Origin of the sequence: Microbacterium sp. RU1D (genome assembly GCF_900156435.1) — a bacterium.
Lineage (GTDB): Bacteria > Actinomycetota > Actinomycetes > Actinomycetales > Microbacteriaceae > Microbacterium.
Genome location: NZ_FTPQ01000001.1, coordinates 1,023,181 through 1,043,631, shown reverse-complemented (window position 1 = coordinate 1,043,631; position 20,451 = coordinate 1,023,181). Strand labels below are relative to the sequence as shown.

The window sequence follows — 20,451 nt, the reverse complement described above, 5'->3', positions numbered from 1 at the left end:
GTCGTCAGGCGAGGACGTAACCCGCGACCGACATGGCCACCCACACGCCCGTGAACACCATGCCCATCAGCACGGGACCCCACACGCGCCGAGATAGCGCCACGAAGACGGATGCCGCGATCCCCAGACCGATGAGCAGCGCGCGGGGCATGCCGGACACCGTCACGGAGAACACCAGCGGGACGATCGCGAAGGCGACCGCCGAAACGGCGCCGGCCACCACCCGCGACCACACCGGGGACAGGAAGGTGGCTGCGAACGACTCCGCTGCCGGGTAGACGAAGGCGATGGCGAAGAACGTCAGCCCCAGCACGACGACGAAGGGCGCGACGACGCCCAGCAGCAGCCAGCGCGGAGACAGGGCGGCGAGGGCCGGGAAGCCGAGGTTGCTCGCGAACACACCGGTGACGAACGGCAGGACCGCCCCGGCGACGAGCGCCCAGAGCACGTCGAGCCCGCGCAGCGAGAAGAAACCGACGAGTCGCGTGCGCGCCATCAGCGACATCCCCGTCGCGCCCAGGAGAAGCGCGGCGAGCACGCTGCCCACGCTGCGTCCGGTCGCACCGTCGAAAGCGACGGATGCCAGCAGACCGACGGTGACCGCCACGGCGAGAGCACCGACGGCTGCCGCGAGGGGCTTCCACGTGCCGACGAAGCCGGAAGCGGTACGCTCACGCGGCACGGCGGGTCCGGACCGAGCCGGGGCAGGCGTGCGCGGTCGGTCGGCCGCGGCCTCGACACCGCCGGCACGGCGGTCCGACGCGTCGAACGGCCGGGTCGCGGCATCGCCGCTGCGGTCGTCGAACTCGGCGAACACGTCGGGGGCGGTGGAGCTCTCGGAGGTCGCTCGCGCCTCGCGGCGAGAGCGGCGATTGGGCTCGGCGGGGGCGTCACTCACCCGATCAGCTTACGGGCTTCACCCTCCCGGCCCCTTCCGCCCGGCACCGGCGCGGACGCGGACCGTTGGGCGGCGCGACCTCGACGGAACGGCGACGCCGCGGGCCGGCATCCGCGAACAACACGGGCCGGGCCCGACGCCCCGGCATGGACGCGGATCGCCGGGCAGACCGACATCGACGGAACGGCGGCGCCGTGCGCCGGCATCCGGAAACGACAAAGGCCGGGCCCGAAGGCCCGGCCTGTGCCGAGTGAAGTCTGGAAGGACTTACTTGAGGATCTTGGTGACGGTACCGGCACCGACGGTGCGGCCACCCTCACGGATCGCGTAGCCGAGGCCCTCTTCCATGGCGATCGGCTGGATGAGCTCGACCGACATCTCCGTGGTGTCACCGGGCATGACCATCTCGGTGCCCTCGGGCAGCGTGATGACGCCGGTCACGTCGGTGGTGCGGAAGTAGAACTGCGGGCGGTAGTTCGTGAAGAACGGGTTGTGGCGGCCGCCCTCTTCCTTGGACAGGATGTACGCCGTGCCCTCGAAGTTGGTGTGCGGGGTGACCGAACCGGGCTTCACGACGACCTGGCCGCGCTCGACGTCGTCACGCTTGGTGCCGCGGAGGAGCAGACCACAGTTCTCGCCGGCCCAGGCCTCGTCGAGCTGCTTGTGGAACATCTCGATACCCGTGACCGTGGTCTTCTGCGTCGGGCGGATGCCGACGATCTCGACCTCGGAGTTGATCGCGAGGGTACCGCGCTCGGCGCGACCCGTGACGACCGTTCCACGACCGGTGATGGTGAAGACGTCCTCGATGGGCATGAGGAACGGCTTGTCCTTGTCACGCACCGGGTCGGGGATGGAGGAGTCGACGGCCTCCATGAGCTCGACGATCGAGTTGACCCACTGCTCGTCACCCTCGAGAGCCTTGAGGCCCGAGACGCGCACGACGGGGGCGTTGTCGCCGTCGAAGTCCTGCGACGAGAGAAGCTCGCGGACCTCGAGCTCGACGAGCTCCAGGATCTCCTCGTCGTCGACCATGTCGCTCTTGTTCAGCGCGACGAGCAGGTAGGGCACGCCGACCTGCTTGGCGAGCAGGACGTGCTCGCGGGTCTGAGCCATCGGGCCGTCGGTGGCGGCGACCACGAGGATCGCGCCGTCCATCTGAGCGGCACCGGTGATCATGTTCTTGATGTAGTCGGCGTGACCGGGGGCGTCGACGTGAGCGTAGTGACGCTTGGGGGTCTCGTACTCGACGTGCGAGATGTTGATCGTGATACCGCGCTGACGCTCTTCGGGCGCGGAGTCGATCGACGCGAAGTCACGCTGAACGTTGGTGGCCGACGGGAACTTGTCGGCGAGCACCTTCGAGATGGCAGCGGTGAGCGTGGTCTTGCCGTGGTCGACGTGACCGATCGTTCCGATGTTCACGTGCGGCTTGGTCCGCTCGAACTTGGCCTTAGCCACTGGGTCCTCCTCAGGACGTTGGTTGCGAGGTCTCGGGCGCTGGATTGCGACCGATTCTTCGCGGGGATGGTTCTCAGATTACTAGAGAGTCGGTATTCAGTTTGTGCGGATGCCGGGAACCTGAGCAGAACCCGGGGTTCCCGGCATCCGTGAGAGCGGTGTTACTCGCCCTTGTTCTTCTGGACGATCTCGTCGGCCACGGCCTTCGGGACGTCGGCGTAGCTGTCGAACTCCATCGAGTAGACGGCACGGCCCGAGGTCTTCGAGCGCAGGTCGCCGATGTAGCCGAACATCTCGGACAGCGGCACGTTGGCCCGGACGACCTTGACGCCGGCGGCGTCTTCCATCGACTGGATCTGGCCACGACGCGAGTTCAGGTCGCCGATGACGTCGCCCATGTACTCCTCGGGAGTACGCACCTCGACGGCCATGATCGGCTCGAGGATGGTGGGGTTCGCCTTGCGGACGGCCTCCTTGAAGCCCATCGAACCGGCGATCTTGAACGCCATCTCCGACGAGTCGACGTCGTGCGAGGCACCGTCGAGGAGGATCGCCTTGACACCCACCATGGGGTAGCCGGCGAGCACGCCGACGTTCATGGCGTCCTGGAAGCCCTGGTCGGTCGGCGAGATGTACTCGCGCGGGATACGACCACCGGTGACCTTGTTCTCGAACTCGTAGGTCTTGTCGGCCGTGACCTCGAGGGGCTCGATCGCGAACTGGATCTTCGCGAACTGACCCGAACCACCGGTCTGCTTCTTGTGGGTGTAGTCGTGACGCTCGACCGCCTTGCGGATGGTCTCGCGGTACGCCACCTGGGGCTTTCCGACGTTGGCCTCGACCTTGAACTCGCGCTTCATGCGGTCGACCAGGATGTCGAGGTGGAGCTCGCCCATGCCCTTGATGACGGTCTGGCCGGTCTCGGCGTTCTGCTCGACGCGGAACGTCGGGTCTTCTTCGGCGAGCTTCTGGATGGCGACACCCAGCTTCTCCTGGTCGGCCTTGGTCTTCGGCTCGATGGCGACCTCGATGACCGGCTCGGGGAAGGTCATCGACTCGAGGACGACCTGGTTCTGCGGGTCGCAGAGGGTGTCACCGGTGGTGGTGTCCTTCAGACCGATGACGGCGTAGATGTGACCGGCGGTGACCGAGTCGACCGGCATCTCCTTGTTGGCGTGCATCTGGAAGATCTTCCCGATGCGCTCCTTCTTGCCCTTGGTCGCGTTGACGACCTGGGCACCGGAGTCGAGGTGACCCGAGTACACGCGGATGTAGGTGAGGCGACCGAAGAACGGGTGCGTCACGATCTTGAACGCGAGGGCCGCGAAGGGCTCCTCACGGTCGGCGTGGCGCTCGATGACGACCTCTTCGTCCTTGGGGTCGTGCGCCTCGATGGCGGGCACGTCCAGGGGCGAGGGGAGGTAGTCGACCACGGCGTCGAGCATGGGCTGCACGCCGCGGTTCTTGAACGCCGAACCGCACAGCACGGGGTAGACCTCGCTGGCGATCGTCATCTTGCGGATGGCGCCCTTGATCTCCTCGTGGGTGAGCTCTTCGCCACCGAAGTACTTCTCGAGCAGCGCGTCGTCGGACTCGGCGACGGTCTCGAGGAGCTTCTCGCGGTACTCCTGCGCCTTCTCGACGAGGTCGGCCGGGATCTCCTGGATCTCGTACTTGGCGCCCATGGTGACATCACCCTTGGCGTCGCCGGGCCAGACCAGAGCGCGCATGTAGACGAGGTCGACGACGCCGACGAAGTCGTTCTCGGCGCCGATCGGGATCTGGAGCACGAGGGGCTTGGCCTTCAGGCGGTTGACGATGGTGTCGACCGTGAAGTAGAAGTCGGCGCCCAGCTTGTCCATCTTGTTGACGAAGCAGATGCGGGGGACGTCGTACTTGTCAGCCTGACGCCACACGGTCTCGGACTGGGGCTCGACGCCCTCCTTGCCGTCGAAGACGGCGACGGCACCGTCGAGCACGCGGAGCGAGCGCTCCACCTCGACGGTGAAGTCGACGTGACCGGGGGTGTCGATGATGTTGATCTGGTTCTTTTCCCAGAAGCAGGTCACAGCAGCGGAGGTGATCGTGATGCCACGCTCCTGCTCCTGCTCCATCCAGTCGGTGGTCGCCGCACCGTCGTGCGTCTCGCCGATCTTGTGGTTGACGCCCGTGTAGAACAGGATGCGCTCGGTCGTCGTCGTCTTGCCGGCATCGATGTGCGCCATGATGCCGATGTTGCGGACCTTGTGGAGGTCGGTGAGCACGTCTTGTGCCACGGGTGTCTTCCTTACCTGTTGGGAGGTTGATGCCGGGCCCATCGGAGGGTCCGTGACCGGGGTTCGATCACGGACCCTCCGCGGGTTTTACCAGCGGTAGTGCGCGAAGGCGCGGTTCGACTCGGCCATCTTGTGGGTGTCTTCGCGGCGCTTGACCGCGGCACCGAGGCCGTTCGAGGCGTCGAGGATCTCGTTCTGCAGACGCTCGGTCATCGTCTTCTCACGACGACCCTTGGCGTAGCTCACGAGCCAGCGCAGCGCGAGCGTGTTGGCGCGGTGCGGCTTGACCTCGACGGGAACCTGGTAGGTCGAGCCACCGACGCGGCGGCTCTTGACCTCGAGGGTGGGACGGACGTTGTCGAGCGCCTTCTTCAGCGTGGCGACGGCGTCCTGGCTGTTCTTCGCCTCGACACCCTTGAGGGCGTCGTAGACGATCGACTCGGCGATGGACTTCTTGCCGTCGACGAGGATCTTGTTGACCAGCTGGGTGACGACGGGAGCGCCGTACACCGGGTCGTTGACGACGGGACGCTTCGGGGCGGGACCCTTACGAGGCATGGTTCTCAGCCCTTCTTCGCGCCGTAGCGGCTACGAGCCTGCTTACGGTTCTTGACAGCCTGGGTGTCGAGCGCACCGCGGACGATCTTGTAGCGGACACCGGGGAGGTCCTTCACACGACCACCACGGACGAGCACCAGCGAGTGCTCCTGGAGGTTGTGGCCCTCACCGGGGATGTACGCGGTGACCTCGGTGCCGTTGCGCAGCTTGACGCGGGCGACCTTGCGCATGGCCGAGTTCGGCTTCTTGGGGGTCGTCGTGTACACGCGGGTGCACACGCCGGCCTGCTGGGGGTTCGACTTCAGCGCGGGAGCCTTGGTCTTCGAGACCTTCGGCGAGCGGCCCTTGCGAACCAACTGCTGAATGGTTGGCACGTTCTCTCCTTGATTGGCCGGGCGGTTCCTCTCGGTCCGCCCGGGGTGCTGCACGGTGACAGCGGTCGTGTCTCCCCCGCCATGCCGCTCATCTTGCGATTCGTGACGTGTCGGGCTCACGTGTGATCCACCGCGCGTCAGAATGATCGGACGCGATGTGTGGTGGATATGCCGTGGGGGCGACCTGTTCGCAGGCCGATCCCTGAGATGGTGCGAGCGTTGATCCGACGACACGCCCGAAGGCACGACGCACGGCGCGCGTGAACGCACACCCGGTCAATGATACGCGTTCCGAAGAGGTCGGGCAAACGTGCACGGGTCCGTCCGCGCAGAGCGATCAGGATGCCGCCCGCTCAGCCCGGCAACAGCACCGCCGCCCCGGCGGCAGCCGCGAGCAGCAGGACCACCGCGGCTCCGATGAGGAGGGCCCGCCAGGCGCTGCCCCGCGTCGCCCGCGGTCGCACGAGCGCCGCGTCGCGCCGCGGCGCGGACAGTGTGGGGCGTACCGAACGCTCCACGCGGATGGGCGCGTCGACCCGCGGGTCGTAGCTCTCGCGCTGAAGGGCGCTGGGGACGCGTGCCTCGCGCAGCGCACCCGGAACGGCCGGTCCGAGAGCAACGGTCGCCGGTTCTTCGCCGCCGGACGAGGCTTCGCCCGACGCGGCTCGGCGCGCACGACGGGAGCCGGCACGGGTGTCGTCGGTGTCACCGGGGGCGGTGCGGGGACGCGTGCTGTCGTCGGGCTCGACGAGAGCCGAAGGGCGCCGCGTGCGCGATCCGGGTTCGGTGTCGTCGTCGATGGGAGGCGTGGCGACCTCGCCGCGGCGTCGGGTCGGCTCGTCCGCGGGTGCGCGGCGGACGGTGTCGTCGTCGAGCTCGGCGGCGGGGACCGCGCGGTGGGCGACCACGGTCGCGTCATCCGGCTCGTCCGCAGGTGCGGCGCGGCGGGCGATCACCGTCGCGTCATCGGGCTCATCGACGGGCGTTGCGGGGTGGGCGATCGCCGTCGCGTCATCCGGCTCGTCGTCCCCCGACCGGACGGCGGAGTCGTCGACGTCGGCTTCGTCCGCGTCGGCGGGAGGATTGGCCGGCCACGCGCGCAGTCGTCCGGCCCACAGTGTGACCTCGTCGGGGTCGTCGGGCCGGTCGTCCGGGCCGCTCACGCGTTCCTCCGCGTCAGGCGCACCTCCGCGTCGCCGAGGAAGAACCTCTCGCCCGCCTCGATCTCCTCGCCGGGGGGAGCCTCCACCTCCGTGCCCATGAGCGTGGCGAACAGGACGCCGTTGGTCGAGCCCAGGTCGGTGACGTACCAGGTGTCACCGCGCAGCTCGAGGCGCGCGTGCGTCTTCGACACCGTCCGCGTCTCGTCGACGATGCCGACGAGCTGCGCGTCGGGGTGCGCGGCATCCGCGCCGGGACGACGACCGAGGATCACGACCGACGAGGTCAGATCGACGGTCTCGCCGTTGGGGGCGATCAGCGCCCACGGGATGCGCTTGCGCCGTGTCACGACCGTGCGATCGAGCGCGTCGAAGTCGTCGTCGGACGGCACCTCGGGCCGCGTGTAGAGCGCCGACACCGACGTGCGCGCGGAGCGCGGAGCGCCCGCGTCGGGGGCGTCGGGAACCGCCGAGACCGCTTCGGACAGCTCGGGGAATTCGTCGGCGGAGGCGCGGGAGACGCGCGGGGCTGGAACAGGCCCGGCGGCAGGGCGCGTGAGAGGCGCCTCGGCGCTATTCTCTCGCGCGTCATCCGGCGCGTCCGTGCCGCGGCGGGAGGGGCCGGCCCAGGGGGACGGCGCTTCGCCGAGGGGACCGTCGACCGGTCGATCCTGCGGCATAGGCGCGTGATCGTCGACGTGCCCGGGGGCGGACGCCGCATCCCCGTCCGCCGCGCCGGCCCGCGAGGGGCCGCCGCGGCTCGGCGTCCCGGGCAGCAGCAGCGCCCGCGTGGCGAGGGCATCCGCGTGCGGTGCGGGGTCCGACGGCTCCTCCGCGGGACGGGGGACCCAGCCGGACGGCGAGTCCTCGGCATCCGGAGTCTGAACGACGGGGGTGGGGGGCGCGTCCCGTGAGGCCGGCGACGAGGGGGCGACATCGACCGGGGCGGGGCTGCCGTCACGGAGGGCGTCGAGCACGTCGAAGACCGATGCGGAGGCCGCGGGGGCGGGCGTCTCCGCGGGTGCGGGCCGGGCACTCGAGCGGCGGTCGTCGGGGCGAGCAGGCCGAAGGTCCGCCGGAGGCGCCCACCCGCTCCGCGACGGGACGGCGTCGGCCAAAGACCCCGTCGGGGCGGCGAACGGCTGCACGACCGGCTCGGACGCCGGCGGCGCCGCGGCGGCGGGGCGGTCGTCGGCCGCGGGCTGGGCGTCGGGCTCGGGCTCGGGCGTCCACCCGCCGATGAGCGGCACGTACGGTCCGTCGAAGTCGCGTCCGCGGCGGACGGGCGCGGAATCCTCGTCGACACCGCGGGAGGTCTCGCCCTTCCAGCGGGCGGACCCGAAGCCGAGGATGCTGGCCCAGACGACCGGGATGAGGGCGCCCACCACCGTGAGCCCGCCGCCGGCGCCGAACCCGACGTTGATGCGGTGGACCGACACGATGAAGACGACGGCGAAGGCGATGAAGCCGAAGAGGGGCACGAGGTTGATCAGCACGAGCCACGGGGAGAACCCGCCGAGTTTCAGCACGGTGGCGACGTTGACGACGGGCACCCACGCCTTCCAGACCGGCTCGCCGATCTTGCGGAAAATCGCGGCCAAGGCGAGGGCGAACCAGACGTAGAGCACCACGACCAGAGCGAGCGAACTCGCTCCCAACACCAGCGTCGTCGAATCGGTCATGTCGTATCGCGTCGGGCCGTCGTGGCGGGACGCTTCCCCCTCTCGTCGCGATGCGGCGACCCCCGCCGAGGAGGCCGAGGCGCGAGGAACCGCAGGAACGATCTCAACGATACGGCCGCGCGCACCCGGCGCCAGAAGCCGCGCTGACGGGTGAGGACGCGCCGCTCATCGTCGACGATGCGCCAGAACGCGGCGACCTCGTCGGCGGTGACGTCATCGGCGGCGAACACGGCGCGGTCGGCGTCGGCGGCCAGGCGGATGCCGGAGGGTGTCGCGAACGCCTCGGCCACCTCGCGGCGGGTCGGGGCACGCGGCACGGAACGGCCCGCGTCGAGTCCGGCGTCGACGTACTCGTCCCACCCGCCGGCGATGGCGCTGCGGGCGTCGGGGTCGCGTCGACGACCGCGTCGACGGACGGCCTTCGCGATGACGACGGCGAGGAAGGGCCCGAAGAGCACCAGGACCACGAGCAGGCCGATGCCGGCGATGCGCAGCACGGGCCAGAGCCAGGCGAGGTCGAGCCCGTCGTCGGAGCGCGTGCCGTCGTTCTGCGAGTCGTCCTCCTGCACGGGCTCGGGCGGGACGACCTCTTCTACCGTGTCGGGACGCACCTCGGTGACGTTCTCGGGATCGCGCTGCTGCGTGACCTCGAGGCTGGGCGACTGCTCCCACTGGGGCGTGACGTCGATCGTCGCCCACCGGCCGTCGGTGCCCTGGACCTCGGTCCAGGCCGTCAGGTCGCGCGGTCGGCACTCCCCCGCGTCGCACGCCGACAGGGTCGGGTCGGCGGCCACCAGACGCGTTCCGACGACCACCCGGGCAGGGAAGCCCAGCTCGCGCGCTATGAGGGCGGTGGCGACGGCGAACTGCTCGTCGTCGCCGACGGCGGCGACGTAGTTGCCCGTCGACGCCGCACGGGGATCGTCCTCGCGGTCGAGCAGCCGCTCGAACATGCGGTCGATGCGCGCCAGGGAATGCCCCGAGGCGCTCGGCTGCAGCTGGTAACCGGGGAGATCCGCCGCCCACGCCGGAACGGCGGCACCCGCGGGGGCGAGGCTGTGGCTGAGGTATCCGCGCTCGCGCAGCAGCTGCACGAGGGCCTGCAGGGCCACGCCGTCGGAGCCGGTGGCGTGCTCCTCGACCCACCTCTGCAGGTTGTCGCCGCCCGAGACGCCCTGCGGCGCACCCGGGGGCGTCAGCGAGGCGAGATCGACGGGGGCGGGCTCGACGCCCGCGAGCTCGTAGCGGTCTCCCGCACGCAGGCCCCCGTCAGCCGTCTGCACCCCGGCTTCAGCGTCGGCGCTGTAGTAGAAACGGTCGGCCATGGCGCCGCGTCGGTCGCCCTCGAAGCGCGCCGAGGCGAGACGGCCGGCGGTCGGCATCCAGATGCCCTCGAGATCGGCGATCTCGATGTCGGCGGAGATGCTCCGGCCCTCCCCCGCGTCGCGCGTGGACGGGAGCCGGACGAAGCCCGACCCCTCGTCGCCCGAGGCGCGGAAGATCTCGCCGTCGTACGCGTCGAGGGTGGCGAGGCGGATGCGCTCGGGCAGGGTCCCCTCGCCGCTCACCCGGAACAGCACCTCGTCGGCGCGCGCGTCGGAGAACATGGCGCGGTACTGCGCGAGCGGACTCACGGCCTCGGCGATCTGCCTGTCGGGACCGGCGGCGGAGCGGAGGACCTCGCGGTCCGCGCCGCGGGCGACCCACGGCACGACCGCGACCGTGGCGAGAACGGCGGTCGCGATCATCGCCACGCCGAGCGCGCCGCGGCGGCGATCGGTGCGGGAGCGTCCCGGTCCGACCTGCACCGCGGAGACGTCGCTCGCACGCCGGAGGGCGCGGGCGCGCTCGTCGTGCGCACGCCACGCCAGCCACAGCACTGCCGAGAGCAGCGCGGAGATACCCACGAGCGTCTCCACGGGCGCGGACAGGACGAGGGGGCCGACGGGGAGCGGGGCGCTCGTGGACGTGCGCCCGAAGAAGAGGCCGAAGCCGGTCATCCCGAGGCCCGCGACGACGGCCGCGGTCGCCTGGCGGTCGCTCCGGGCGGCGAGCGAGAGGGCGAGAGCGGTGCCGACGAGGAACACCACGAGCGCGGGGATCAGAAGGTTGCGGTAGGCGCCGACCGGAAGGTCGACGGTGACCAGGTCTTTCCAGGCGACGACCACGCCGCCGTACGACTCCCCGAGCCCTCGGAGCACATCCAGCGGCGAGGTCAGGCGCGACGGCACCGCGAGCGGAACGGCCAGCAGCGTGAACGCGGCGACGAGTCCGGCCGCCAGCGCCCACCCGCTCCCCCGGCGCCACGCGACGAGCGCCACCAAACCCGCTCCCGTGACGGATGCCGCGACGACGAGCACGATGAACGACGCAGCCGCGTAGATCGGCCACGCCGCCACCGCGGCGAGCGCCACGGACACGGCGGTGTAGACGACGGCGGCGATCCAGCGCGGCGCCGACGACGCCTCTCGACGGCGCCGCGACGCGCGCTCGCGGGGGCCACTCACGAGGTGGCTCCCCGCACGAGCAGACCGGAGAGGTCGTCGAGCGTGCCAATTGTGAGCACGGTGAGCCCCGCCACGTTCTGCATGCGGGGGTGCGCACGCTCGTCGCAGACGACGGCGGCGACCGCGGTGTCGGCGGGGAACGCGAGGGCCGCCTGCCGCAGGCGCGAGAGCGGCACGACGGAGCCGACGACGACGAAGGCGATCGAGAGACGCTCGTTCGCCTCGGATGCCAGCCGGCAGACGTCTTCGACCGGCATGGTGTTCTCGTGGCGATCGATGGCACTGAATCCGTCGAGCATCGCGCGCGACGAGATCACCGGGATGTGGCGGATCGCGCGCAGCCGGCCCTTCACCACCCGGGGGATCTCCGACCCCGTGACGATGTCGATGTCGCGTGCGTCGCGCACGGCGCGCAGGCCCAGCGAGGCGGCGGCCGACACCGCGAGCTCGTACTCGTCGGCATCCGTGTACTCCTGCGTGGCGGCGCCGAGGACGACCGCCATGCGCGAGCGGCGGGACTCCTCGTACTGGCGGACCATCAGCCGCCCGGTCTTGGCCGTGGACTTCCAGTGCACCTGTCGCTGCGAGTCGCCGGGGGCGTACTCGCGGATCGCGTGGAACGACATGTCGGCGTCGACGAGACGCCGGGTCGCGTTGCCCTCGAGGTCGCGGACGAGCCCGGCGCTCGTGGACGGCAGAGCGACCGTGCGTGGGTGGACGAAGAGGTCGTGCACGTCGTCGAACGCGTGCTCGCGGCGCAGTAGACCCACCGGGTCGCTGCGCACCGTGGTGACCGGACCGACCCTCACGACACCGCGCGGGAGCGGGGGGATCTCGAGCGGCTCGGTGCTGCTCTGCCCGGGCCGGAGGAACGGCACGCCGAACTCCACGAGACCGCGACCGACGGGGATGTCGAGGCGGCCCGGCAGTGCGGGTCGCGCACTGTCGTTGCGCACGACGATCTCGCCGGTCACGCCGTGTCCGGCGGTGACCCGCTCGTGCTCGAGGGCCAGGTCGACCTCGTAGGCGCGCGCGCCGAAAAGGAAGGGGATGCTCATGAGCAGCAGCAGCAGGGCGATCGACCCCGCCACCATCCACTCGACCCAGCCGAAGAGGATGCCGATCCCGAGGCCGAGTGTCGCGGTGATCGCGACGACCGCGCCGGCGGGACGGACGGTGCGACCGGCCCACGACACGGCCGCCGCGACCGCCTCGGTGACGACGCGCCACCACTCCGCCATCTGCACCACAGCGCGCACGATCCGGCGCTGGCGGCGGGTCGCAGTGGAGGTGATGGAGGTGCGCGAGCCCGTAGCCATGGTCGCCGCCGAGGCGCGCGTGAGCCGCGACTCGGTGAGGTGCGGATCAGGCACGGCTCACCCCCCGACCGCTGCGGACACGGAGCACGGGCGTCACGCGCTCTCGCGCTGCGTGGGCGGAAGCGTGTCGAGCAGCACCTGGCCGACGACGGCCTCCTGCGTGACCCCGTCGAACTCGGCCTCGGGATGCAGGATGAGCCGGTGCGACAGCACGGGAACGGCGAGCGCCTTGACGTCGTCGGGCGTCGCGTAGGTGCGGCCCTGCGACGCGGCCCGCGCCCGCGTGGCGCGGGTGAGGGCGAGCGCGCCGCGGATGCTCACGCCGAGGCGGACCTCGTCGGCCGTGCGGGTGGCATCCACGAGACGCGCGATGTAGTCGAGCACGAGAGCGTCGACGTAGACGGATGCCGCGAGGTCGGCCATTCCGACCAGGGCCTGGGGCGTGATGATCGGACGCAGGTCGCCGGTCGCCACGGACGCGCCGTCGAGGATGCGCACCGTCGCCGCGTGATCGGGGTACCCGAGTGAGGTGCGCAAGAGGAAGCGGTCGAGCTGCGCTTCGGGCAGCCGGTAGGTGCCGGCCTGCTCGACCGGGTTCTGCGTGGCGAGGACGAGGAAGGGCACCCCCACCTCGCGCGAGACGCCGTCGATGGTGACCTTGCCCTCTTCCATGACCTCGAGCAGGGCGGACTGGGTCTTGGGGCTCGCGCGGTTGATCTCGTCGGCGAGCACGATGTTGGCGAAGATGGGCCCGCTGTGGAACTCGAAGGCGCCGCTCTTCTGGTCGTACACGGTGATGCCCGTGATGTCGCCGGGAAGGAGGTCGGGCGTGAACTGGATGCGGGTGTTCGTGCCCTGGACCGACTGCGCGACAGCTCGGGCGAGCGAGGTCTTGCCCGTTCCGGGGACGTCCTCGAGCAGCACGTGCCCGTCGCTCAGCATGGCGGTCAGCACCAGCTCGACGACGTGGCGCTTGCCGAGCACGGCGCGCTCGACGTTGTCGGCGATCTGCGAGAAGGTCTGGGAGAACCAGGTGGCCTGCTCCTGGGTGATCGTCATGTCGGTGCGTTCTTCCTGTGGGGGATGGATGGATGCCGGGGGTCAGTCGTCGCCCTGGGGCGGCTGCGAGGGGTCGGCCTTGCCGGGGTCGCAGGCGCCGCCGGTGACGAGGGTGGCGTCGTCGAGACCCCAGCCCTTCGCGGACCAGCTGACCAGGAGCTTCGCGTTCTCGACGCGCACCGCGCCCTTCGGGACGACGGTCGGGTCGCTCGCGTCGAGCTTCTTGCCGCTCTTGTCGTAGTACACGACCCCGGAGCGGTCGGTGGAGGTGCGCGCCTCGCCGTTGCTGGTCTTCCAGCCGAGCTTCAGCTCGCTGCCCGCGACGCAGGAGTCGATGCGAGCCGTCGCCTGCACCTGGTACGGCGCGCTGCCGGATGCCGGCTTCACCTGGCCGCGCTCGGAACGCGTCTGCCAGACGTTGTGCTGGAAGTAGACGCCGATGTCCGGGTCGCTGTCGTAGACCGACGTGCCGTCGTTCCAGTTGTCGTAGACGACTCTGTTGTTGCGCGGGGGCTTGGTCCCCTCCTGGATGCCGCTGATCCTCCATCGGGCCGTGTCGCCGCTCACGTCGGGCTTCGACCCGACGCGGAACGTGTATCCCTGCGGAGCGGTGGTGTCTTGCGCGGCGTCGATGCTCTTCTCGGTCTGGTCGGAACCGAAGCTCGAGCCGGCGTAGACCGAATCGACGCACATGCGGACCGTGTAGGTGACGCCGTCGTCCTTGCCCGGGAACTCGCGGCGCGGCCCGTCGTCGCCGACGCGGCACGAGCCGTCGATGGCGAAGCCGTAGCGCACCTCGGAGCCGTCGCCGTTCTTCGACGCCGAGCCCTCGGCGACGATCGTGACCTTGCCGCCGCCCTCGCGCTCGGAGGTGAGCGTGAGGGAGAGCTGCTGCGGCTTGCCGACGCCGTGCGCCGTGAAGACGAGCGCCTGACCGCTCTGCGAGCCGCCGAGCCCCGGCGGCACGGTGAAGCGCGAGATCGGGGTCACCGTGATCTGGGTGGAGGAGTTGCTGCCCACCGGGAACGCGTCGATCGAGACGTTCTCCTGGTTGCGGCCGATGTCGACGGTGCGCTTCTGTCCCGCGGCGCTGACGATCTCGAGGCTGCCGGTCTCGGCCGCGTCGATGCCGCGGATGGTCAGGTCGGCCACGCCCCCGTCGCCGCCGTTGTCCACGGGCGCGAAGTCGCCGGACTTCGGCTTGTCGGGCGAGGCGTAGGCCCACGCCGTCGTGCGGACGGCGCCGCGGGATTCGCCGACGCTGTTCACGGCGGTCACGACGTACTCGCGCTGCTCGCCGTTCGGGGCGGAGATCACGGGGCACCCGCCGTCGGGTCCGCACTGGGCGACGACCTCCCCGCGAGAGCGGACCGTGAACCCGGCCAGCGCGGGGTACGCGCGGCGGGCCTCGCCCGGGTCGACGCGGAGCGTCAGCGACCCGTCGGCGAAGGCCGTCTGGCGCACGCTCGCGGGGGCGCGCGGGTAGCCGAGGAGGTCGAGCACGACGCGGGCGTCGCGCGTCGACGCGGTCGAGCGGCCCTGGGCGTCGCGGAGGGTCACGCTGGCGCTGCACGTGGCGCCGGGGGCGTCGGCCGTCCACGAGGCGACGACGCTCGAGGTCGACCCGACCGCGAACGACACGCCGGTGCAGGCGGCCGTGGGCCGCACGCCCACGACTTCCAGCGGGGTGCGCGGCAGCGGGTTGACCTCGCCGCTGATGCCGATCACGTCGATAGAGCAGCTCGAGCCCTGCGCCTGCGAGCACTGCGACGAGGTCGTGCCGCCCTGGGGCAGGGTCGAGGGGGCGGCTCCCACGCGGAGCACCAGTCGCGCCGGTGCCACCGCATTGTGGCTGGTGACCGCGATGACCGCGGCGTTGTCGGTTCCGGGAACGGCGCGGTCGCCACCGACCACCGTCACGATCGACCCGTCGAGGGAGACCTGGAAGGCGGATCCGCTGTAGTCGAGCGCGTAGCGGATGCCGGCCCAGTCCTCACGCCCGAGCTGCCACGAGGTCATGTTGCGCAGGTCGAACGTCGCCGTCTCGCCGGGACCGACCGTCAGCGAACCGGGCCGCAGCTCGGGCTGCGGGTCGCGCGCGACGACACCGATGGGCACCGAGAGCACGGTCCAGTCCTGCGTCCCCGCCACGCGCACCGGCACCTGGCACGCATCGGTCCACGGCGAGCCCGCGCCGGCGTCGTACTGCACCACGGACCCGGTTACGGAGCAGCGGCCCTCGGCGCGGACGCCGGTGGTGGAGACGTCGGTACCGACCTCGAGCGTAGCGCGACGGGGGAGGGCGACGAGGGATGCCATGTCGAACTGCACGGACGACAGCTCATCGACCCGCTGCGCCGAACCGGGCCGCAGCGCGAGGCTCAGGTCGTCGTCGCCGGGGACGCGGAGGAACGCGTACGTGGTCACGTCTGTGTCGCCCACTCGTCCGGACACCGCGAACGGGATGACGCGACGTGTCGCCGGCAGCTCGCCCGAGATGCGCCGTCCATCGAGGCGCACATCGGTCGGCTGGCCCCAGAGCGAGACGTCGAGGTCGGCGACCTCTCCCCCGGACCAGGTCGCGCGCCCCGCGACGACGTCGACCCCGGTGGTGAAATCGTCGCGGTTCTCGACGGTGAGCACCGTGTCGGTGACGACCGGGTAATCGGGGACGCTCTCCCGCACGACCTTGACGACGATGAGTCCGCGCCCGGTGTTGCCCGAGTCGGATTCGACGTCGTACAGGAACGACATCGTGCCGGGCTCGTCGCCGGCGCGCAGCACGACGCCCGTGTCGGTCACGGTTTCGACGAACCCGTCGAGGCGCGCGTACTCGGGGTTCGCGCTGCCGTCGACGAGGGTCTCGGGCAGGTCGGGCCGCACACCCGTGAGGGTCAGGCGTCCCTGCGTGGGGTCGATGTCGTTCGCGAGCGGACTGACGCGGATCGTGCGTTCACCGCCGGCCTGCACCTGCACGTAGTCGGTGAAGGTGATGGGGCTCGGGTTGGTCTCGGCATCCAGGATGCCGATGCGCACCGTGCCCTCGCCCGTGGCGCCGTCCGAGTCGGAGACCCGGTACCGGAACGAGACCTGGCCCCGATCGCCGGGCACCGACGAATACACGATCGACGACCCGTCCGGAGAGATGGATGCCGTCCCCCGGTCGGGTTGCGCGACGATGCGGTCGAGCGAAACGGCGTCGCCGTCGGGGTCGACGCCGAAGGCCCGGAAGTCGACGGTCGTCGTGCCCCCGCTCAACACACGGCCCTGCAGGGTCTCGGGCAGGGGCGCGCGGTTCGCCTCGCTGCCGAGGACCGTGATCCGCACGGTCGCCTCGTCCCACAGCGCCGGCGTCCCGGTGGTGTAGACGCGGTAGGTGACCTCGTAGGCCCCCGGCGTGGTGGGCGCGAGGTAGCGCAGCACGCCGCCCGAGGCGAAGGCCAGCGCGTCGCTCGCGGGCTGGGCCTGCACGCTCGAGGGGTCGAGGGTGGGACGGCCACCGGCCGGGGAGATGTCGTTGTCGAGCACCGGGATGTCGATCTGCGCACCCGCGCGCACCGTCACCGTGTCGTCGACGGCGATCGGTGCGATCTCGGGTGCCGGCGGGAGAAGGTAGACGGTCGCCTCGCCGGAGACACGGGAACCCTCGTCGTCGGTTCCGTCGCTCACGGCGTAGCCGACGGTTCCGAGCAGGCCGGCTCCGCCGTCGGCGGTCGACCCCGATACGCGCAGGTCGTTCTGGCCCACGGTGTCGACGGTGAGCGAAGCCCCGTCCTCGGCGGCGGGCGTCACGTCGCTCAGCAGGAGCACGCGTCCGGTGGGGTTCGAGACCGCGGTGAACACGTCGAGGGTCGCGTCTTCCTGGGGACGCACGAAGGCCACGACCGGCGACGTCGACAGCTGCGCCGGTGCGTCGCCGGGCAGCAGCGTGATGCGCGCGGTGCCGGTCGCGTCGCGGCCCCCCGCGTTGACGGTGAAGTCGACCCGGTAGACGCCGGGCTCCGACGCCGCGAAGTCGAACACGGTGCTGCCGCCGACCACCGTCGCTGTCGCCGCCGCGTCGTCGAGCACCCGCACGGAGCCCAGGGTCACCTCTCCCGCGGTCCCCGTCACGTGCGGGCCGACGTCGACGGCGAGCGAGGTGCCGACGGTGTCGATGGTGGCGAACGACTGCACCGAGAGCGTGGGATCCGGCGCGACCCGGATGACGAGGGGCTTGGTCGTGGTGGCCCCGCCGGTGTCGGCGACGGTGACGTCGAGCTGGATGCTCTGCTCGCCGCCCGACCCGTCGTCGGCGTGCTGGTAGACGACGTCGCCGCCGGGGGTCGAGGCGACCGAACCGACGCCGCCGGGGTTGTCGACCGAGAGCAGCAGGAGCGGGTCGCCGTCGGGATCGACCCACCCGGGCAGCACGGGAACCGTGATGGTGCCCCCGCGCGCCACCTCGGGCGTCGGCCACGGCTGCAGGCACGTGTCCGTGCCGCACCACACGGGGGCCGCATTGGACTCGGCCGGCGACACGGTCAGGGTGACCGTCGCCGGCGCCGAGGTGAGTCCGTCGGCCGTCGTGCCGTCGGTCACCGCGTAGGAGAAGGTGGCGGTGCCGGTGGCTCCGGGTTGCACGCGGACCGCCAGACGCTGTCCGGAGTCGGTCAGCGACAGCGTGCCGAAGCCGGGGTCGAGACCGGTGACGCTGTCGGCGACGATGCTCAGCACGTCTTCGTTGGGGTCATGGTCGTTCAGCAGCACCGGGAGCGTGGTGAGACGCCCCGCCCGCACGCCGAAGGCGTCAGGCTCGGCGATGGGGGGCTTCGGGTCGAGGACGACACTCAGCTGCTCCTGGCTCTGGACCGCGGCTTCCTCGGTGCGGTCGTCGAGCGACCAGTTCTGACTGGATGCCACGAGCGCACCGTCGGGGACGGTCCACACCCACCCGGTGCGCGTCTCGTTCAGGATGACGGCGTGGTCGGTCGCGACGAAGACCGGGCGACGCTGGTCGGGCATGGTCGCGCCGCCGTAGTCGAGGTCGGTCTCGCCCTGGTCTGACCGCCAGAGCGCGCCGCGGCTCTCGCCCGGGAGGAGCCACGCGGCGTACGTCACGCCCTGATGGGTGAGGGGGCGGGCCGGCTGCCCCAGGACGTTGCCACCCCCGCCGACCTCGCGACGGGGGCCGGAGCCGTCGGTGGGGATCGTCCACAGCGACTGGTCGTCGGCGAGGAAGACGGCGTCGGCCGTGGCGTCGGCGTCGCCGACCGAGACCTGCTCCCCCATCTCGATGTCGACCGGGTCGGCGCCCCGCGCCCACACGCGGCCCGCCTCGGGGTCGACGAGCACCCAGGTGTCGCCGGCCGCCGAGAGCACCGGAGCGGTCGCGGTGACATCGAGCACATCGCGCGCGCGCACCTCGTCGGCGTCGATGTCGTACCGGATGACGGACTGGTCGACGGACGAGTACGCGAAGAGCATCCCGCGGTCGTCGAGGGCGATGGCATCCGCCGTGTAGGACACGGCCTCGTCGTCGCCGGCCGTGCCGAAGGGGTCGAGTTCGGCGGCGCGCTGCCCGGCCTGGCTCAACCGCCCCGCGAAGAGCGCCCCCGTGTCGGTGCGGTAGACGACGTAGTCGCCGGCGGTCGCGACGGAGGTGGTTCCGGGCGGAGTGTCGGGAGCGGCCTCGAGCTGGTCCTGCTCGAGGTCGACGGGTCTCGCCTCGTCGATGCGGGTGATTTTGCTATAGCTGTCGGTGAAGAGATAGGCGCCGTCGCCCGCTTGCGCCACCTGGCTGGGGTTGCCCGCGGTGCGCACGGTGTCGAGCTCGCCCACCGTGGTGTTGACGCGGGCGTAGCGCTGCCCCTCGCCGGTCTGCAGCGCCCAGACCGAGGTGTCGACCTCGGGGGTCTGCTGCGCATCGAGCCCCGGCCACACGATGCTCGCTGTCACGACGAGCGTCGCGGCCACCAGGGTGGAGGCGAGCCCGACCAGGGTTCGGCGCTTCACCGCAGCACCCCCGTGGCGTAGAGCGCGGCGACCACCACGGCGCCGGCGGTGACCAAGGTCGCCGAGGCGAGCACCCAGGGCAGCGCCCGGGACGCGGTCGAGACCGGCGCCGCGATGTCGGTGTCTTCGTCGCGCACGTACCCGGTGATGCCCGAGGAATCGCGCGTCTTGCGGGAGGTCTCGCGCTCGATGCGGGAGCGGGCGGGGCCGCGGACGGTGCTGTCGGCGAAGTCGATCGAGCGGGCGGCGGGACTCCACTCGGCGGCGGGCACCTCGAGCGGGGTCGCGGGCACGCCCATCTCGGCCTGGACCGCCTGCAGCGCCTCCCCGAAAGCACGAGCGCTCGGGTACCGCTGGGCGGGGTCGCGCGCCATGGACTTCGCCAGGACGTCCTGCACGGCCTCCGGCACGTCGGAGCGCGCGATGGCCGTGTACGAGGCGCGCGCGATGCGCCGACGCAGGTGCTCGCGCGAATTCTGCCCCTTCTCACGCCGCTCGAACGGGCTGTGTCCCGCGAGCAGCGAATACACGGTGGCCCCCAGGCTCCACACCTCGCTCGCGACCGTGCCCGCCGTCTGCTCCGCGACCACTTCGGGGGCGCTCCACGGCACGCTCATCGCGAGCATCTCGTCGGCGCCCTGTCGCACGAGAGACGACGAGATGCCGAAGTCGGCGAGCACCGGGGCGCCGAAGGTCGTGACGAGGATGTTGCTCGGTTTCACGTCGCGGTGGATCAGGCCCGCGTGGTGCGCGGATTCGAGGGCGCCCGCCATGCGCACGCCGATCGACAGCACCTCGTCCACCGGGATGCGCTCGACGCGGTAGCGCTGCGCGAGCGACCCCGGGCAGAACTCCATCACGATGTACGGGCGACCGTCGGCCGAGATCCCGGCCTGATAGACGGTGACGATCGAGGGGTGTGCCGACAGGTGCGCCAGCACGTCGGCCTCGGCGTTGAACATGCGCAGCAGGTCGGTGTCGCGCACGTCGCTCGGCAGGACCTTCACCGCGACGTCGCGGCGCGGCATGTTCTGCCCGTAGAGGAAGACGTCGGCGAAGCCGCCCGACCCCAAAGGACGGATGTACGCCAGCCCGGGCAGGATGGGCGGCGATGACGGCAGTCGCTGCGGCATCGAGCCCCCTCCCCCGAACGACGCGCTCGC

12 protein-coding genes are annotated in these 20,451 nt (G+C 71.2%); all 12 read right to left on the bottom strand.

Translation table 11 applies throughout. From position 1 onward, the window contains the following. Positions 1 to 4 precede the first annotated feature (4 nt). The 12 genes from B0B15_RS04635 to B0B15_RS04580 all read right to left on the bottom strand — a co-directional run bounded on the left by B0B15_RS04635 (position 5) and on the right by B0B15_RS04580 (position 20,421). Positions 5 to 898 carry a hypothetical protein gene (locus B0B15_RS04635; RefSeq protein ID WP_076673650.1) on the bottom strand — a complete coding sequence of 298 codons (894 nt, stop codon included), beginning with the start codon at positions 896 to 898 and terminating at the stop codon, positions 5 to 7. Between the two features lie 267 nt (positions 899 to 1,165). Then, a complete protein-coding gene (gene tuf / locus B0B15_RS04630; protein ID WP_076673648.1) occupies positions 1,166 to 2,359 on the bottom strand; it encodes an elongation factor Tu in 1,194 nt (397 codons plus the stop codon). Positions 2,360 to 2,520: 161 nt separating this feature from the next. Beyond that, positions 2,521 to 4,635, bottom strand: a complete 2,115-nt coding sequence (fusA, locus tag B0B15_RS04625; RefSeq protein WP_076673646.1) for an elongation factor G — start codon at positions 4,633 to 4,635, stop codon at positions 2,521 to 2,523. Between the two features lie 87 nt (positions 4,636 to 4,722). Then, complete coding sequence (rpsG, locus tag B0B15_RS04620; protein WP_013584050.1) at positions 4,723 to 5,193, bottom strand: 30S ribosomal protein S7; 471 nt, start codon at positions 5,191 to 5,193, stop codon at positions 4,723 to 4,725. Positions 5,194 to 5,198: 5 nt separating this feature from the next. After that, positions 5,199 to 5,567 (bottom strand): 30S ribosomal protein S12, encoded by a 369-nt coding sequence (rpsL, locus tag B0B15_RS04615; protein ID WP_013584051.1) that lies wholly within the window; start codon positions 5,565 to 5,567, stop codon positions 5,199 to 5,201. Positions 5,568 to 5,920: 353 nt separating this feature from the next. Then, positions 5,921 to 6,730 (bottom strand): hypothetical protein, encoded by an 810-nt coding sequence (locus B0B15_RS04610; RefSeq protein WP_076673643.1) that lies wholly within the window; start codon positions 6,728 to 6,730, stop codon positions 5,921 to 5,923. After that, complete coding sequence (locus B0B15_RS04605; RefSeq protein ID WP_076673641.1) at positions 6,727 to 8,409, bottom strand: DUF5684 domain-containing protein; 1,683 nt, start codon at positions 8,407 to 8,409, stop codon at positions 6,727 to 6,729. The genes B0B15_RS04610 and B0B15_RS04605 overlap by 4 nt, the downstream gene beginning before the upstream one ends. Further along, positions 8,406 to 10,916 (bottom strand): transglutaminase domain-containing protein, encoded by a 2,511-nt coding sequence (locus B0B15_RS04600; RefSeq protein WP_083708860.1) that lies wholly within the window; start codon positions 10,914 to 10,916, stop codon positions 8,406 to 8,408. Before B0B15_RS04600 ends, B0B15_RS04605 begins: the two co-directional genes overlap by 4 nt. After that, on the bottom strand, positions 10,913 to 12,289 hold the full coding sequence (locus B0B15_RS04595; protein ID WP_091366313.1) for a DUF58 domain-containing protein: 1,377 nt from the start codon (positions 12,287 to 12,289) through the stop codon (positions 10,913 to 10,915). Before B0B15_RS04595 ends, B0B15_RS04600 begins: the two co-directional genes overlap by 4 nt. A 39-nt stretch (positions 12,290 to 12,328) precedes the next feature. Beyond that, positions 12,329 to 13,294 (bottom strand): AAA family ATPase, encoded by a 966-nt coding sequence (locus B0B15_RS04590; RefSeq protein WP_076673637.1) that lies wholly within the window; start codon positions 13,292 to 13,294, stop codon positions 12,329 to 12,331. Positions 13,295 to 13,336: 42 nt separating this feature from the next. Then, positions 13,337 to 19,288 carry an Ig-like domain-containing protein gene (locus B0B15_RS04585; protein WP_076673635.1) on the bottom strand — a complete coding sequence of 1,984 codons (5,952 nt, stop codon included), beginning with the start codon at positions 19,286 to 19,288 and terminating at the stop codon, positions 13,337 to 13,339. Continuing rightward, positions 19,285 to 20,421: a serine/threonine-protein kinase gene (locus B0B15_RS04580; protein ID WP_076673633.1), complete on the bottom strand. Its 1,137-nt coding sequence runs from the start codon at positions 20,419 to 20,421 to the stop codon at positions 19,285 to 19,287. Before B0B15_RS04580 ends, B0B15_RS04585 begins: the two co-directional genes overlap by 4 nt. Positions 20,422 to 20,451: the final 30 nt, after the last annotated feature.